16 protein-coding genes are annotated in these 16,641 nt (G+C 45.0%); all 16 read left to right on the forward strand.

Annotated elements, in window-relative coordinates; translation table 11 throughout:
• Positions 1 to 143 precede the first annotated feature (143 nt).
• The 16 genes from ACTNBR_RS08130 to ACTNBR_RS08205 all read left to right on the forward strand — a co-directional run bounded on the left by ACTNBR_RS08130 (position 144) and on the right by ACTNBR_RS08205 (position 16,024).
• On the forward strand, positions 144 to 911 hold the full coding sequence (locus ACTNBR_RS08130) for a segregation and condensation protein A (RefSeq protein ID WP_441017694.1): 768 nt from the start codon (positions 144 to 146) through the stop codon (positions 909 to 911).
• Entirely contained in the window at positions 901 to 1,470 is a 570-nt protein-coding gene (scpB, locus tag ACTNBR_RS08135) for an SMC-Scp complex subunit ScpB (RefSeq protein ID WP_427805858.1), read from the forward strand. Before ACTNBR_RS08130 ends, scpB begins: the two co-directional genes overlap by 11 nt.
• Before the next feature lie 257 nt (positions 1,471 to 1,727).
• The gene (locus ACTNBR_RS08140; RefSeq protein WP_441017692.1) at positions 1,728 to 3,092 is read left to right on the forward strand and encodes a D-alanyl-D-alanine carboxypeptidase family protein; all 1,365 of its coding nucleotides are present in this window, start codon (positions 1,728 to 1,730) and stop codon (positions 3,090 to 3,092) included.
• 180 nt (positions 3,093 to 3,272) lie between these two features.
• Positions 3,273 to 5,261, forward strand: coding sequence for a 2-isopropylmalate synthase (locus ACTNBR_RS08145; protein ID WP_427805856.1), 1,989 nt, complete (start codon positions 3,273 to 3,275; stop codon positions 5,259 to 5,261).
• A 208-nt stretch (positions 5,262 to 5,469) separates the two neighbouring features.
• Positions 5,470 to 6,906: an acyl-CoA carboxylase subunit beta gene (locus ACTNBR_RS08150; protein WP_441017690.1), complete on the forward strand. Its 1,437-nt coding sequence runs from the start codon at positions 5,470 to 5,472 to the stop codon at positions 6,904 to 6,906.
• Between the two features lie 14 nt (positions 6,907 to 6,920).
• A complete protein-coding gene (locus tag ACTNBR_RS08155) occupies positions 6,921 to 7,697 on the forward strand; it encodes an OadG family transporter subunit (protein WP_441017688.1) in 777 nt (258 codons plus the stop codon).
• Positions 7,698 to 7,726: 29 nt separating this feature from the next.
• Positions 7,727 to 8,098: a biotin/lipoyl-containing protein gene (locus tag ACTNBR_RS08160; protein WP_441017686.1), complete on the forward strand. Its 372-nt coding sequence runs from the start codon at positions 7,727 to 7,729 to the stop codon at positions 8,096 to 8,098.
• A gap of 36 nt (positions 8,099 to 8,134) precedes the next feature.
• Complete coding sequence (locus ACTNBR_RS08165) at positions 8,135 to 9,286, forward strand: sodium ion-translocating decarboxylase subunit beta (RefSeq protein ID WP_427805852.1); 1,152 nt, start codon at positions 8,135 to 8,137, stop codon at positions 9,284 to 9,286.
• A gap of 208 nt (positions 9,287 to 9,494) precedes the next feature.
• A complete protein-coding gene (locus ACTNBR_RS08170) occupies positions 9,495 to 10,910 on the forward strand; it encodes an oxaloacetate decarboxylase subunit alpha (protein ID WP_427805851.1) in 1,416 nt (471 codons plus the stop codon).
• Between the two features lie 356 nt (positions 10,911 to 11,266).
• Positions 11,267 to 12,196, forward strand: a complete 930-nt coding sequence (locus tag ACTNBR_RS08175; RefSeq protein WP_441017684.1) for a MurR/RpiR family transcriptional regulator — start codon at positions 11,267 to 11,269, stop codon at positions 12,194 to 12,196.
• Complete coding sequence (locus ACTNBR_RS08180) at positions 12,193 to 13,425, forward strand: NAD(P)/FAD-dependent oxidoreductase (RefSeq protein ID WP_441017682.1); 1,233 nt, start codon at positions 12,193 to 12,195, stop codon at positions 13,423 to 13,425. The genes ACTNBR_RS08175 and ACTNBR_RS08180 overlap by 4 nt, the downstream gene beginning before the upstream one ends.
• A 162-nt stretch (positions 13,426 to 13,587) precedes the next feature.
• On the forward strand, positions 13,588 to 14,244 hold the full coding sequence (gene cmk, locus ACTNBR_RS08185) for a (d)CMP kinase (protein WP_427805847.1): 657 nt from the start codon (positions 13,588 to 13,590) through the stop codon (positions 14,242 to 14,244).
• A gap of 5 nt (positions 14,245 to 14,249) precedes the next feature.
• Positions 14,250 to 14,762, forward strand: coding sequence for a VanZ family protein (locus ACTNBR_RS08190; protein WP_427820678.1), 513 nt, complete (start codon positions 14,250 to 14,252; stop codon positions 14,760 to 14,762).
• Entirely contained in the window at positions 14,759 to 14,962 is a 204-nt protein-coding gene (locus ACTNBR_RS08195; protein ID WP_427805845.1) for a hypothetical protein, read from the forward strand. Before ACTNBR_RS08190 ends, ACTNBR_RS08195 begins: the two co-directional genes overlap by 4 nt.
• Positions 14,911 to 15,318 (forward strand): PD-(D/E)XK nuclease family transposase, encoded by a 408-nt coding sequence (locus ACTNBR_RS08200; protein WP_441025402.1) that lies wholly within the window; start codon positions 14,911 to 14,913, stop codon positions 15,316 to 15,318. The genes ACTNBR_RS08195 and ACTNBR_RS08200 overlap by 52 nt, the downstream gene beginning before the upstream one ends.
• 196 nt (positions 15,319 to 15,514) lie before the next feature.
• Positions 15,515 to 16,024 (forward strand): transposase, encoded by a 510-nt coding sequence (locus ACTNBR_RS08205; protein WP_441042693.1) that lies wholly within the window; start codon positions 15,515 to 15,517, stop codon positions 16,022 to 16,024.
• Positions 16,025 to 16,641: the final 617 nt, after the last annotated feature.

Consider the following 16,641-nt stretch of genomic DNA (forward strand, 5'->3'; position numbering starts at 1 on the left):
AAGAATGATTTATGCCTGTGGATATTGCCATGGGCTTATTTCAGTGGATTTGTAAGATCTATTTGCCCGAAAGCCAGAAGTGTGTTACACTGTTCTAGTGCACGGACACGCTTTGATTCGACAGACGGAAAGGCAGTAAGAATATGGGAATTCCGGTAAAACTGCAGGTGTTTGAGGGGCCGTTGGACCTTCTTCTGCATCTGATTGATAAAAATAAAATAGATATTTACGATATTCCGATCGTGGAAATCACCAACCAGTATATGGAATATATCCGAGATATGGAACGGGAAGATCTGAACATTATGAGTGAATTCCTGCTGATGGCAGCCACGCTTCTGGACATTAAGTGCCGTATGCTCCTTCCGAAGGAAGTCAACGAAGAGGGCGAAGAAGAGGACCCGAGACAGGAACTGGTGGAACAGCTCCTCCAATATAAGATGTACAAATATATGTCTTATGAGCTTCGGGATCGTCAGGTAGACGGAGAGAAGATTTATTACAAGGAGGAAACGCTTCCCGATGTTGTCAAGAGCTATGTCGAGCCTGTGAATCTGGATGAGCTTCTCGGGGATCTAACCCTTTCGAAGCTGAATGACATTTTCCAGGAAGTATTAAAACGACAGACGGAGAAGACGGATCCAATCCGAAGTAAATTCGGAAAGATTGAGAAGGAAGAAGTGACATTGCCTGAGAAACTGAATTATGTGGAAGAGTATGCGAAAGTACACCGCAACTTCAGCTTCCGGGATCTACTTACTAGACAGGCATCCAAGGTCCAGGTGATCGTTACATTTCTTGCAATATTAGAACTTATGAAAATCGGAAAGATTACGATTTATCAGGAACATACGTTTGATGATATACTGATTACCTCGAACGAGAATGAAGGGGAACATAATGAAGATTAAACAGCTGCAAGGCATAATCGAGGCGATTTTATTTGCCATGGGTGATTCGGTTGAAGTCAGCAAGATCGCTGCGGCAATCGAACAGGATGTGCCAACTACAAAGAAAATCATTCACAACATGATGGACCAATATGAGAAGGAAGGCAGGGGAATCCGCATCATTGAACTGGAGGATTCCTTTCAGCTTGCCACGAAGCCGGAAATGTATGAGTATTTGATCCGGATCGCCAAGCAGCCAAAGCGCTACGTCCTCACCGATGTCATGCTGGAGACGCTTTCGATCATCGCGTACAAACAGCCGGTTACCAGACTGGAGATTGAGAAGATCCGTGGTGTGAAATCAGACCATGCCGTGAATAAACTGATCGAGTACAATCTTGTCTGTGAGGTGGGAAGGCTCGACGCACCGGGGCGACCGCTGTTATTCGGAACCACTGAAGAATTTCTTCGAAGATTCAGCGTAACGTCGCTGGATGAGCTGCCGGGAATCGATGCGGAGAAGATGGAGACATTCAAAGAAGAGGCCGAAGACGAAGTTCAGCTGAAGCTGGATATATAACCGGGACAGAGGTATTATACATGTAAAAAGCAGAAAGCTGCAGAAATTGTAGGAAACAGGATCATTCCTGTATACATTTTCTGCAGCTTTTTTAGTTGCAGTGCGGACTCCCCAAAAGGTTCGGTAATCAATAGCTTCATTGAGAAATTGGAAGAAAGAAGATGCATGGAGAAAAGCACCCGTTCATACGATAGGATAGAGGAAAATAATGTCCTCAAGAGGAGCTATGATATGATTCGAATAGGGAGATGTGCGTAATGAAAAGAATCCGGAATCTTATATCGGTCACCTGCATTTTCATCATATCCATTAATCTCATCGTGATGCCGCAGCTTGCCGGGACTGAAGAAATACTCCATGCGCTGGCTTCTGACGAGGTATGGGAAGTGAATCAGGCATCTCAGGAATCAGTGAAGGAAGAAGAAGCAGCAGGTTCCCTGCCGGAAGAGCTGCAGAATCTGCATGCCATTTCCGCTGTGCTGATGGATGCCAAGAGCCGGCGTGTCCTGATCTCGAAGGACGGGCAAACCATGCGGCCGATGGCAAGCACGACAAAAATCATGACCTGTATCCTTGCCCTGGAAGCGATGAACGCGGAGAATGAAAGCGCGGAGAATGAAGGTACACAGATGGAAAGTGCCGGGGAAATTGTGACCGTATCGAAGAATGCTGCTTCCCAGCCTAAGGTCCATTTGCAGATGGCAGAAGGAGAACAGTATTATCTTGAAGATCTCTTGTATTCCCTGATGCTCGAATCACACAACGACAGTGCAGTTGCCATCGCCGAACATATTGCTGGCAGTGTGGAACAATTTGCCGAGAAAATGAATGAAAAGGCAAAAGAAATCGGGTGTACCAATGCCCATTTTGTGACGCCAAACGGACTGGACGCGGAAGATGACGGCGGAAAGCACAGCATTTCGGCTGCCGATCTGGCAAGGATCATGAGCTACTGCATTCTCGAATCACCAAAAGCAGAAGAATTTCTGGGGATCACCCAGCAGAAAAGCTATTCTTTTTCCAATGTCGAAGGGACAAGGAATTTTACCTGCACAAACCACAACTTGTTCCTGGATATGATGGAGGGAGCCATTTCAGGAAAAACCGGGTTTACAGGAGAAGCAGGGTATTGTTATGTGGGAGCACTGGAGAATGGCGGAAGAACTTTTGTCGTTGCGCTTCTGGGCTGTGGATGGCCCAATAACAAAAGTTATAAATGGGTTGATACCAAGAAATTGATGCAGTATGCGCTGAAGACGTATCAGTACCGCGATGTATGGAAAGAGCCGGCGCTCAGGGAAATTACCGTGGAAAATGGAATTCCGGATGATCAGGAGCTGTTTGGGGATGCAAAATCCACGCCGGTCCTGCAGACAGAGGAAGGAAAACAGAAGGAACTGCAGGTTCTTTTATCGGAGTCGGAACAGGTAGAGGTGACTGTCTGCCAGGAAGAAACAATGCAGGCACCGGTGACGAAAGGAACAGAAGCGGGCTATGTATGCTATACTTTGAATGGAGAAGTACTAAAAAAGTACCCTCTGGTCATTGAAGAGGAGATTCCGGTGAAAAACTATGCCTGGGTATTCCGAAAAATCTGTAAAAAATACATGATGATAAATTAGATCAATTAAATTGCTTAAATTTGTCGCTGGACTTTATAATATAGATGTGTTAGGATATGTGAGTACAACAAAATAGAGCAAGAACATTGACGAATATTTATGAATTTTGCGCGAAGACTGAAAAATTCCTATAATTCAGACAAATTACATTCTTGAGTATTTATAGAAGGAGAGAACACGATGAAGAATTTTGAAAAGTATGAAAGACAATATTTTATGCCGCCGGAAGTCAGTTATGACTGGGCGAAGAAGGATTACATTGAGAAACCACCGATCTGGTGCAGTGTGGATCTGCGTGACGGCAATCAGGCACTGATCGAGCCGATGAGCCTGGAGGAGAAGCTGGAATTCTTCCAGTTGTTAGTTAAAGTCGGATTTAAAGAGATCGAAGTCGGTTTTCCGGCAGCATCCGAGACAGAATATCAGTTCATGCGCACTTTGATCGAGAAGAATATGATTCCGGACGATGTGACCGTACAGGTACTGACTCAGGCACGTGAACATATCATCAAGAAAACATTTGAAGCAGTAAAGGGAGCGCCCCATGCGGTTGTACACCTTTACAATTCGACATCCGTTGCTCAGCGTGAGCAGGTGTTCCGCAAGAGTAAAGAGGAGATCAAGAAGATCGCGATCGACGGAGCGAAACTTTTGAAGACACTGGCTGATGAGACAGAAGGAAATTTCACCTTCCAGTACAGTCCGGAAAGCTTCCCGGGAACCGAAGTGGATTACGCAGTGGAAGTGTGCAACGCCGTTCTGGATGTATGGCAGCCGACCCCGGATAAGAAAGCAATCATCAACATTCCGACAACCGTAGAGAACGCAATGCCGCATGTATTTGCAAGCCAGGTAGAATATGTAGACAAACACCTCAGCCATCGCGATGGCGTGATCCTCTGCCTGCATCCACACAATGACAGAGGATGTGGTGTGGCAACCGCAGAGCTTGGTGTACTTGCCGGAGCAGAGCGTATCGAGGGAACGCTGTTTGGAAATGGAGAACGTACCGGTAACGTGGACATTATCACACTGGCTATGAACATGTTCTCACACGGTGTTGATCCGGGACTGGATTTCTCCAACATGATGGAAATCCGTGAGACCTATGAGCGTCTTACCAGAATGCATGTTTACGAACGTCAGCCGTATGCAGGAGATCTGGTATTTACCGCATTTTCCGGATCCCATCAGGATGCGATCGCGAAAGGTATGGCCTTCAGGGAAGAGAAAGAATGCGATAAATGGACGGTTCCGTATCTGCCGATCGATCCGAAAGATGTGGGACGTACCTATGACAAGGATGTTATCCGTATCAACAGCCAGTCCGGTAAGGGCGGCGTCAACTACATATTAAAGCAGAACTTCGGTATCAATCTGCCGAAGGAGATGAAGGAAGAAGTGGGATATCTCGTAAAAGATGTATCCGACAAGGCTCACAAAGAGCTGACTCCGGAATGGGTTTACCATATTTTCGAGGACAATTATGTCAATTACAAAGGTGTCTTTACGATTGATGAGTGTCATTTCAAACAGGAAGACGGAATCCTTGCGACAGCAACCATTTCGCATGCGAACAGCAAACGGATCGTGACAGCATCCGGTAATGGACGTCTCGATGCGGTAAGCAATGCGATCAAGCAGTATTTCAACATCAGCTACGAGCTGTCCTTCTATGAAGAACATTCTCTGACAAAGGGATCTTCTTCCAAGGCATGTGCATATGTCGGTATTATCTGCAACGGACATACATACTGGGGAGTCGGCATTGATGCAGACATTATCCACGCATCCATCGATGCACTGGCAGTTGCGGTTAATAAAATTGAAGAGATCAAAACAGCAGATGAGTGTAAGGACGAACGTATGCTTGAGATCATGAATTATATTCAGGCAAACTATCTGGATGTTTCTCTGGATGACCTCTCTGAGAAATTCTTCCTTTCCAAGCCGTACCTGTCCAAATACATCAAAGAAAAATCAGGTATGACGTTCGGGGACATCGTAAAGAAAGTCCGTATGAAAAAAGCCAGAGCCATGCTTAAGAGCAGCAGTATGACCGTGGAAAATATCGCGCTTTCTGTTGGATATCAGAACGTGGAGCATTTTAACCGGCTGTTCAAAAAAGCGTATAATATGACACCGGTACAGTTCCGGAATCAGAAATAGGTGACAAGGGGGCGAGTGACTAGGGGTGACGGGTGACCGGTGACCCTAGTCACTCGTCCCCTTGTTGTCTTTGGTCTTTTTTTAATACAATGTGAAATTATTAACGAGTTATTCGCGAAAAATGTTGCAGTTTCCAGAAAATACAAGTATAATAAACTCGGCAGAAAATTTGGTTTATATTAAAATTATAAAATGGAGGGCTAGATTTATGAGTAACACAACAACATCAAATCCGGCAGGCATGAGAATTGCTGCATTGCTTGATTCGGGAAGTTTTGTTGAAATCGGCGGAGCAGTAACAGCAAGAACGACAGATTTCAACATGCAGGAGAAAGAGACTCCGGCAGATGGTGTCATTACCGGTTATGGAGTCATTGACGGTAATCTTGTCTATGTGTACAGCCAGGACGCGACTGTTTTAAAGGGCGCGATTGGTGAGATGCATGCAAGAAAGATCGCACATATCTATGACATGGCAATGAAGATGGGTGCACCGGTCATTGGACTTATTGACTGTGCAGGTATGCGTCTTCAGGAAGCAACAGACGCACTGAATGCATTTGGAAGTCTCTACTACAAACAGGCAATGGCTTCTGGCGTTATTCCACAGATTACTGCTATTTTCGGAAATTGCGGCGGTGGACTCGCAACAGCTGCAGCACTGACTGATTTCACATTTATGGAGACAAAGGGCAGATTATTTGTGAACTCTCCGAATGCAATCGTCGGAAATGAAATTAAGAAATGTGACACATCCTGCGCTAAGTTCCAGAGCGAGGAATCCGGAATGGTGGATGCAGTCGGAACAGAAGAAGAGATCCTGGAAAATATCCGTGAACTCGTATGTATGCTTCCGGCAAATAATGAGGATAACGATTCTTATGATGAATGTACCGATGATCTGAACCGGATCTGTGAAGATATTGAAAATGCAGCCGAGGACCCATCCATTGTTCTGTCAATGCTTTCAGATAGCGGCGTTTTCTTCGAAACAAAGAAAGAATACGCAAAAGATATGGTGACCGGTTTTATCCGTCTTAACGGAATGACCGTAGGAGCAGTGGCAAACCGCTCAAAAGTATTTGATGAAGAAGGAAAGGCAGCAGAAGAATTCGACGGTTCTCTTTCAGCAAGAGGATGCAAGAAAGCAGCCGGATTTGTGAAATTCTGTGATGCATTTGGAATTCCGGTCCTGACACTTACCAATGTAACAGGATTCAAGGCAGCTGTATGTTCGGAGAAGAATCTTGCGAAAGCAATGGCATCACTTACCTATGCATTCGCCGATGCAACCGTACCGAAAGTTACTGTTGTAACCGGAAAAGCATACGGAAGCGCATATGTGACCATGAACAGCAAATCCATCGGAGCAGACATGGTTTATGCATGGCCGAACGCTGAGATCGGTATGATGGAAGCTGATATGGCAGCAAAGATCATGTACGCAGATGCAGATGCCGATACATTAAAAGAAAAAGCAGCGGAGTATCAGGAACTTCAGTCAAGCCCGCTTTCTGCTGCAAGAAGAGGCTATGTAGATACGATCATTGAACCGGCCGACACAAGAAAATATGTGATCGGCGCATTTGAGATGTTATTTACAAAGAGGGAAGAACGTCCTTCCAAGAAACACGGAACAGTTTAGTGAGGTGAAGCAAAGTGAAGAAAAAAATCAGTTTATTAATCTGCATTCTGGCACTTGCGTTTGCCTTTACCGGCTGCGGTAATGCGAAAGGAATCCAGTATGATCCGGAGACCATCGAGCAGAGCTGTGAACAGGTATTGAATATCGTTGCAAGCGGCGGTATCTCAGGTGAGCAGGTCAGCAGCATGTCAGACTGGAATCAGGGCTATCTGATGGCACAGTTTGAGTCCCAGACCGGCGTCCAGATGGAGGCAGAAGATTTTATTACTGCATTAGAAGGATGGAGTGCGTCAGCGGATGAATGCGGACAGTACATCAGTCACGGAGACTATGAATTCAAGACCAGCAGTACGACTCTGACGGTAACTGCACCGGCAGAATTCTCAGACAGAGAAGCTGATCTGGAGTTTACATTTGATGAGAATCTGAAGCTGGAGTCATTTACGGTAAATGCTTCCTTCAGCACGGGCGAGATTCTTAAGAAAGCCGGTTTGAATACATTATTAGGTATGGGAACTGTATTTTGTGTTTTGATATTCATGAGTTTTATTATTTCTCTGTTTAAATACGTTCCTGCATTAGTAGACAGAAAATCCAAAAAACAGGCGGAGCCTGCAAAAGCTGCTCCGGCTCCGGCACAGGCAGAAGAAGCCGCAGCAGAAGAGGAGATCGATGACACAGAGCTTGTCGCGGTTATCGCTGCAGCGATTGCTGCTTACGAAGGAACTTCTACGGACGGTTTCGTAGTACGTTCTATTAAGAGAAGAAAATCCAACAAATGGAATGCATAAATATAGTTGATATTCAGGAGGAAATAATCATGAAAAATTATACAATTACAGTGAACGGAAACGTATATGATGTGACAGTAGAAGAAAACGGAGCAGGAGCTTCACCGGCACCGGCAGCAAGACCGGCAGCGGCACCTAAGGCAGCACCAAAGGCAGCACCGGCAGCAAAAACGTCAGCAGGCGCAGGCAGCATCAAAGTGGCAGCAGGTGCAGCCGGAAAAGTATTCAAGATCGAAGCAAGCGTCGGACAGAAACTTGCAAAAGGTGATACCGTTGTGATCGTAGAAGCAATGAAGATGGAAATTCCTGTTGTGGCTCCGGAAGACGGAACCGTTGCTAGTATTGATGTAGCAGTAGGCGATATGGTAGAAGCAGGCCAGACATTAGCTACATTAAACTAAGGAGCAGCATCCTTTTGACAAACAGGAGGTTATAACATGGAATACATTACAAATACACTGGGAAATCTCCTGCATCAGACCGCATTTTTCAATCTGACTGTTGGAAACTACGTGATGATTGCAGTTGCATGTTTTTTCCTTTACCTTGCGATTAAGCATGGCTTCGAACCGCTGCTTCTCGTACCGATCGCATTTGGTATGCTTCTGGTAAATATTTACCCGGACATCATGCTTCATGCAGAGGACGCAGCAAACGGAACCGGCGGACTCTTATATTATTTCTTCAAACTGGATGAATGGGCGATCCTCCCGTCTCTGATCTTCATGGGCGTAGGAGCGATGACCGACTTCGGACCGCTGATCGCAAATCCGAAGAGTTTCCTTCTCGGAGCAGCAGCCCAGTTTGGTATCTTCGCAGCTTATCTGGGAGCCATGGCAATGGGATTCTCAGACAAAGCAGCAGCAGCTATTTCCATTATCGGTGGAGCAGACGGACCGACTTCCATCTTCCTTGCCGGTAAATTACAGCAGACGGCCATCATGGGACCGATCGCCGTGGCAGCGTATTCCTACATGTCACTGGTGCCGATTATCCAGCCGCCAATCATGAAACTCCTTACAACCGAAAAAGAACGTAAGATTAAAATGGGACAGCTTCGTCCGGTTACCAAACTGGAAAAGATCCTCTTTCCGATCGTCGTTACCATCGTTGTGTGTCTGATTCTTCCTACAACAGCACCACTGGTTGGTATGCTGATGCTCGGTAACTTATTCAAAGAATCCGGTGTAGTAAGACAGCTTACAGAGACCGCTTCCAATGCCATGATGTACATCGTTGTCATTCTGCTTGGAACATCCGTAGGTGCAACCACAAGCGCAGAAGCATTCCTGAACCTGGATACTCTGAAAATCGTGGCACTCGGTCTTGTTGCATTCGCATTCGGTACCGCAGCCGGAGTGCTCTTCGGTAAGATCATGTGCTGGGCAACTCATGGACAGGTGAACCCGCTGATCGGTTCCGCAGGTGTATCCGCCGTACCGATGGCAGCCCGTGTATCCCAGAAGGTCGGGGCGGAAGCAGACCCGACAAATTTCCTTCTGATGCACGCAATGGGACCAAACGTTGCCGGCGTAATCGGAACCGCCGTAGCCGCCGGAACATTCATGGCTATATTCGGAGTAATGTAACAACAGGAAGGAATTTGCTTGCTTGCAAGGGCAAATTCCGGTTGTTATCGAATGTCAGGCAGCACGAAGTGCGGAGATTCCGAAGGAATCACATGCGAAGCATGTGCCTGACTATGAGATAAGAATCCGTGAGCAGCCAGTCCCGTGAATCATTCACAGACAGGCAAAGGGCAAATTCCGTAATAGAAAAACTTGGAGGAAGAAATAAATGGCTGAAATTGAAAAAAAACCAATTAAAATTGTGGAAACTGTTCTCCGTGACGCACATCAGTCTCTGATCGCGACACGTCTTACAACCGAACAGATGCTTCCAATCGTTGATAAAATGGACAAAGTCGGATATCACGCCGTAGAATGCTGGGGCGGAGCTACGTTCGATGCATCCCTTCGTTTCTTAAAAGAAGACCCGTGGGACAGACTTCGTAAATTCCGTGACGGATTCAAGAACACCAAACTTCAGATGCTCTTCCGCGGACAGAATATCCTTGGATATCGTCCTTATGCAGATGATGTAGTAGAATACTTCGTCCAGAAATCCGTTGCAAACGGAATCGATATCATCCGTATCTTTGACTGTTTGAATGACTTAAGAAACCTTCAGACAGCCGTAAAAGCAGCAAACGCAGAAAAAGCAGAAGCACAGGTAGCACTTTCCTACACATTGGGAGATGCATACACACTGGATTACTGGGTAGACATCGCAAAACGTATCGAAGATATGGGAGCAAATTCCATCTGTATCAAAGATATGGCAGGCCTGTTACTTCCATATAAAGCAACCGAACTGGTAGGCGCATTAAAAGAAGCAGTGGATCTTCCAATTGAACTTCATACACACTACACATCCGGTGTTGCTTCCATGACATACCTGAAAGCAGTCGAGGCAGGAGTCGATATCATCGACACCGCAATGTCTCCATTTGCACTCGGAACCTCACAGCCGGCAACAGAAGTAATGGTAGAAACCTTCAAAGGTACACCATACGACACCGGATTTGACCAGAAGCTCCTCGCAGAGATCGCAGACTACTTCCGTCCGATCCGTGACGAAGCACTTGACAGCGGTCTTCTGAATCCGAAGAACCTCGGCGTAAACATTAAGACACTCCTCTATCAGGTGCCGGGCGGAATGCTCTCCAACCTGACAAGCCAGCTGAAAGAACAGGGTGCAGAAGACAAATTCTACGAAGTACTCGAAGAAGTACCGCGCGTAAGAAAAGACCTCGGCGAACCGCCGCTCGTAACACCATCCTCACAGATCGTCGGAACACAGGCCGTATTCAACGTCCTGATGGGCGAACGCTACAAGATGGCAACCAAAGAGACAAAAGACGTACTCAGCGGAAAATACGGCGCAACCGTAAAACCATTTAACGAAGAAGTAAAGAAAAAAGTACTTGGCGATGACGCAGAAGTCATCACATGCCGTCCGGCAGACCTGATTCCGGATGAACTGGATACCCTTGAAAAAGAAATGGCCCAGTACAAACAGCAGGATGAAGACGTACTCAGCTACGCACTCTTCCCGCAGGTAGCAATCGACTTCTTCAAATACCGCGATGCACAGCAGAAAAAAGTTGATGCAACAATCGCAGATACTGAGAATGGAAGCTACCCGGTGTAGGGACGGTTCTTTTGCCACGACCAGCGCCCTTTGGCTCGCGTTAGGAACGACTCTTTTGCCACGATCAGTGCCTAATGTGCAGATATAAATGATATAACGAAAGAAAAGAAGAGGGCTGTCGCATTTAAGGATATGTAAACCTTAGATGTGGCGGCCTTTTTTGTCTTTTTCATAGAAAACGCTTTGAGGCACCTTAGTATTTTCCAAGAATTAAGCTTTTGTCTTTAGAGAAAATAAGTCCGGTCATAGAGGTTTTTTTAGTAAAAATATTGTAAACCCCACCTAATTGTTGTAAGATGTAAAAATGAGCAAAGGGCGCTCCGTGACAGAAGGAACGTCCCCAAAGGAGGCAGTTCATGAGTACGCAAAATGAACTATTAACAAGACTGGAAGAAAAGTATCCGAAACTGAGCAAAGGCCAGAAGCGCCTGACGGATTATATCCGGCAGAATTACGACAAAGCAGCATTTATGACGGCATCGAAGCTGGGGGAAGCAGTAGGTGTCAGCGAGTCCACGGTTGTGCGTTTTGCATCTCAGCTCGGATACAAGGGATATCCGGAATTTCAGAAAGCACTTGGAGAGCTGGTGCGGACAAAACTGAATTCGATCCAGAGGATGGAGGTCACTTACGGAAGAATTACCCAGAGTGAGATTCTTGAGACTGTGCTTCAGTCGGATATCGATAAAATCAAGATGACAATGGAAAGCATTGATCAGCAGGCGTTTGAGTTGGCGGTAGATACGATCCTCAATGCAAAGAGAATCTATGTAGTCGGCATCCGAAGCTGCGCCCCGTTAGCTAATTTCCTCAGTTTTTATTTAAATTTGATCTGCGAAAACGTAATCAGTGTTCATACGAACAGCTCCAGTGAAATATTTGAACAACTGATCCGGATCAATGAAGAGGATGTGATTATCGGCATCAGCTTCCCGCGCTACTCCATGAGAACGCTGAAAGCACTGGAGTTTGCAAGCAACCGTAAAGCGAAAGTGATCACATTGACCGACAGTGTACATTCTCCGATGAACCTCTATTCTTCCTGCAACCTGATCGCACGAAGTGATATGGCGTCTATCGTGGATTCCCTGGTCGCACCTTTAAGCGTGATCAACGCTCTGATCGTGGCGCTTTGCATGAAGAAGCAGAAAGAAGTCATCCAGACACTGGAAACACTGGAAGATATCTGGGACGAGTATCAAGTCTACTCGCGGGACGAACTGAATTCGGTCGGAGATACCGTAACCATGAAATCTGATAAGACGGGAGAAAAAGAGAATCAATGAGTAAAGTATTGATCATAGGAGGCGGCGCAGCCGGGATGTTTGCTTCGATCTTTGCCGCCAGAAATGGAAACGAAGTGCATATATTTGAAAAGAATGAAAAACTCGGCAAGAAGCTATTCATCACAGGAAAAGGACGCTGCAACATTACCAATGCCTGCGATATGGATACCTTATTTGCAAATGTAGTCACAAATGAGAAATTTATGTACAGCAGTTTTTACGGTTTTACCAATCAGGACGTGGTGGATTTTTTTGAAAATGCCGGGCTTCCGGTAAAAATCGAGCGTGGAAATCGTGTATTTCCGCAATCTGACCATTCCTCGGATGTGATAAAGACTCTGGAAAAAGAGATGAAAAATCTGGGCGTCCAGGTACATTTCTATACAACAGTGAAAAATGTGGTTGCGGAAAACGGCTCATTTTCTCATCTGGTACTGGCCGATGGAAGTAAAGTGACGGCGGACGCATGTATCATTGCGACCGGCGGACTTTCCTATCAGACAACCGGATCGACCGGAGATGGATTCGAGTTTGCAGCAAGTCTTGGCCATACCATCACCGATACCGCCCCTTCACTGGTGCCGATTGAGACAAAAGAAGATTTCGTGCCGCAGCTAATGGGATTATCCCTGCGAAATGTACAGGCCACGATCTACAATGGGAAGAAAGAAATCTTCTCAGATTTCGGAGAGATGTTGTTCACCCATTTCGGCGTCAGCGGCCCGCTCATCATCAGCGCCAGCGCATATGTAGGCAAAATGCTCGGAAAAGGGAAAGAACTGAAGCTGGTGATTGATCTGAAACCGGCACTTTCCGAAGAACAGCTCGATGCGCGCGTACTGCGTGAATTTGAAGAAAACCATAATAAACAGTTTAAAAATGCTGTGAATTCCCTCTTCCCGGCGAAACTCATTCCGGTCATGGTCGCACTAAGCGGAATTGATCCGGAGAAAAAAGTGAATATCATATCGAGAGAAGAACGTCAGCATTTCGTTCATCTTATCAAACACCTGGAACTGACACTTACCCGACTGCGCGATTACAAGGAAGCAATTATCACACGCGGGGGAGTGAAGGTCAAAGAAGTGAACCCATCCACAATGGAATCCAAACTGGTAAGAGGAGTGTATTTCGCAGGAGAAGTTCTGGATGTGGATGCACTTACCGGAGGATTTAACCTCCAAATCGCATGGTCTACGGGGTATGCGGCGGGAAGCAGTATTTGGTAGAGGGGGAGTTGGATGAATATCATAAAAATAGAAAATTTTGGACCTGTGAAGTCAGCTATTGTTGATGAAAATAAATCTTTTCGTGTTTTTATCGGACCACTGGATAAATTGAAATAAAGATTGCAGAAAATAGAACGAGAATGAATAAGGAGAACAAAAACCATGGGATACAACATAGCCATTGACGGACCGGCCGGAGCCGGAAAAAGCACGATCGCAAAACTGGTTGCCAAAGAGAAAGGATACATCTACGTCGATACCGGTGCAATGTACCGCGGACTTGCAATCCATTTCCTGAAGAAAGGCATTCAGCCGGATGAAAAAGAAAAAATCATTGATGCCTGCAAAGATGCAGAAGTAAGCATCGGATACGAAGACGGCGCACAGCAGATTTATTTAAACGGAGAAAATATCACTTCCATGCTGCGAGAAGAGGCGGTGGGAAATATGGCATCCATCAGTTCTGCTGTACCGGAAGTCCGGGCAAAACTGTTGGACCTTCAGAGAAATCTGGCAAAAGAAAAAGATGTTGTGATGGACGGAAGAGATATCGGAACTCATGTACTTCCGAATGCAGATGTCAAAATATACCTGACAGCAAGCGTAGAGTGCCGCGCAAATCGTAGGTTTAAAGAACTGACGGAAAAAGGAATCGCATGCAATTATGATGAAATCGCACAAGATATCCAGGAACGCGACACCCGTGATATGAACCGGGAAATCGCACCGCTTAAAAAGGCAGACGATGCCGTCCTTGTGGACAGCTCTGATATGACGATCGAGGAAGTAGTAAAGGCAATCACCGGCCTTTGCAGGTAGAGAGAATGATAATAAAAAACAAAAAACATTTCTATGTCTTTCTCATTCTCATTTTAATATGGCGATGCATCATATTCGCATTTTCCGCCCAGCCGGGAGACGAATCCACAGACACGAGCATAGGATTCGGGGCGAAGGTTGTCGGATTCTTCATACCGGAATTCAGAGAAATGTCAAAAGAAGAACAGAGAGAATTCCTTGAACCGTATGACTTCATCATCCGAAAATCAGCACATTTTTGCGAATATGCTGTGATGGGAATGCTTAGCATGCTTTTGCTGCAGCAGATCTATATGAAAATGAAATGGAAAATATTTGGCAGCATCGGAATCAGCGCCTTCATGGCATGTACCGATGAATTCCATCAACTATTCGTAGAAGGAAGGGCAGGAAGAATCCAGGATGTCTGCATCGATACATCGGGTGCGACATTGGGAATTCTGGTGACAGTCATAGGAATCACTGTGATAGAAAAATTATGTCAAAGAAAAACCAGAATCAAGAAGAATTTATTATGAAGCCGAAAGTGGATTTTTGCTTCAAAGAGCTTATGGAGGATGAAATCATCCGTAAAGGGTTTATCGCGGCAGTGCTGGGGGTGCCAAAAGAAAGTATTGGGAAGACCATCGGCGCAGGAAATACACCGATAAACTGGAACTGCATGTTCTGGAATTACCCAAACTGGCCAAATATGATTACCCGCCAACAGAACTCATAAACTGGGCAAAGTTCATTAATGCTGAAAATCGTGAGGAGATGGAGAAAATGGCAAAGACAGACGAATCTCTGAAAAAAGCATATGAGAAAGTAGTGAAAATGAGTGCAGATGATGTGAAAAGGCAAGAATACGAAGAACGAGAGAAAGCAATCCGGGATTATAATTGCCAGATGAGGAGTAATTGGAATGCAGGAGTTCAGGTGGGAATAAAGCAAGGGAGAGAAGAAGGAATAGTAAAAGCCTTCCAAAAACTGGGCCTTTCTGCTGAGGAGACAGCAAAGCACATCGCGGAGATGCAGTCAGTCTCTCTGGAGGATGCGAAAGTGCTGGTGGAAAATTACTGGGATGCGAAATAAAAACCCAGAGATAATCTGTGGATCATTATAATCTGAATATTATGATATTGGGGTCAAAAGCCCCTCTATAGTACCTTGAAAAGTTCATATATTTTGCAGTAAATACAAGCCTAAATGGTTTACTTGCTGTATTGTTGGTGCGCTCATCATCAAAGAGCTTTTTGATTATTCCGATGATGAGATGGTTGAAAATCTTATGCTGGATTTTCGAATTCAGTACGCACTGCATACAACAAGTTTTGAAGAACAGCCCCTTGCTGATTTTGAATTTAACGAAGAGGGAACAAAAGTCCTCCGATGTCCAGCCGGCCATTCACCGAAAAGCTGTTCTTATATGAAACAAAGCAATCAGTGTGCCGTTTCCTTTCTGCATGAGCAGTGTGTAGGCTGTCCGTATCAGGATCAATGCAAGCCGAAGATTTATAAGCGGGTTGCAAAAATAGTAACATCCAAAGCAGCTCATGAACGTGCAAAAATCCAGAGGAACATGAGCAGCGAAGAATTCAAAAATTATGCAAGGCTCCGTAATGGAGTGGAAACTGTTCCGTCAAATATCCGAAAGAATTACCATTTGGAAAAGATGCCTCGTGGAAAACAGCGTGGCAAGTTCTTTTTTGGTTCCAAAATAGCAGCGTTGAATTTCCGAAAACTCTTCAATTATGTGAAGGGTCTGGGAAACTATGCCCAAAATCCGGTACTTGCATAAAACAAGGGAGGGGATATCCAGCATATATCCCAAAAAGTCCGGCGATATACTACAAAATATGAATTTTTCAAGGTACTATAGGAATAGGGGCAAATTTATTTATGGTTTTGACACCAATATCAATATTATATCAATGAAAACCGGTCGTTGCAGGAAATACAGTTTTCTGCAACGACCGATTTTATGTTGTATGAGAATCAGAATGCTAAGATCAGCCCCCAAAAAAGGATTTATCACTTTAAATTAAAAAGTCAATATACGAAATGCACAAAAATCACAAAAAAAATCGTGCATATAGGTGTGCGCTATAGAAAAAACACAAATCATGTCAACAAATGTTGAAAAATAAAAAGGTATAAGGTATAATATAGAAAGTGTGGAAACGGAAAAATTCTGAGTAAGCCAAATCGTCGCCGTGTCGCGTTTGGAAGATTCAGATGATATATGTGTATGAGAATCTGTCTGAATAAAGATGGAGTGGCGAAGCTTATCCATTTTTAGATGATAAGGTTCTTTTTTTTCCTAATCCATGCAACAAACGATGACATAAACATGAGTAAGGTGAAAAAGAATGTGGTACGTTGTACAGGTCAGTACAGGTGCAGAAGAACGAATTC

Source organism: Bariatricus sp. HCP28S3_F11 (assembly GCF_052065395.1).
GTDB lineage: Bacteria > Bacillota > Clostridia > Lachnospirales > Lachnospiraceae > Allocoprococcus.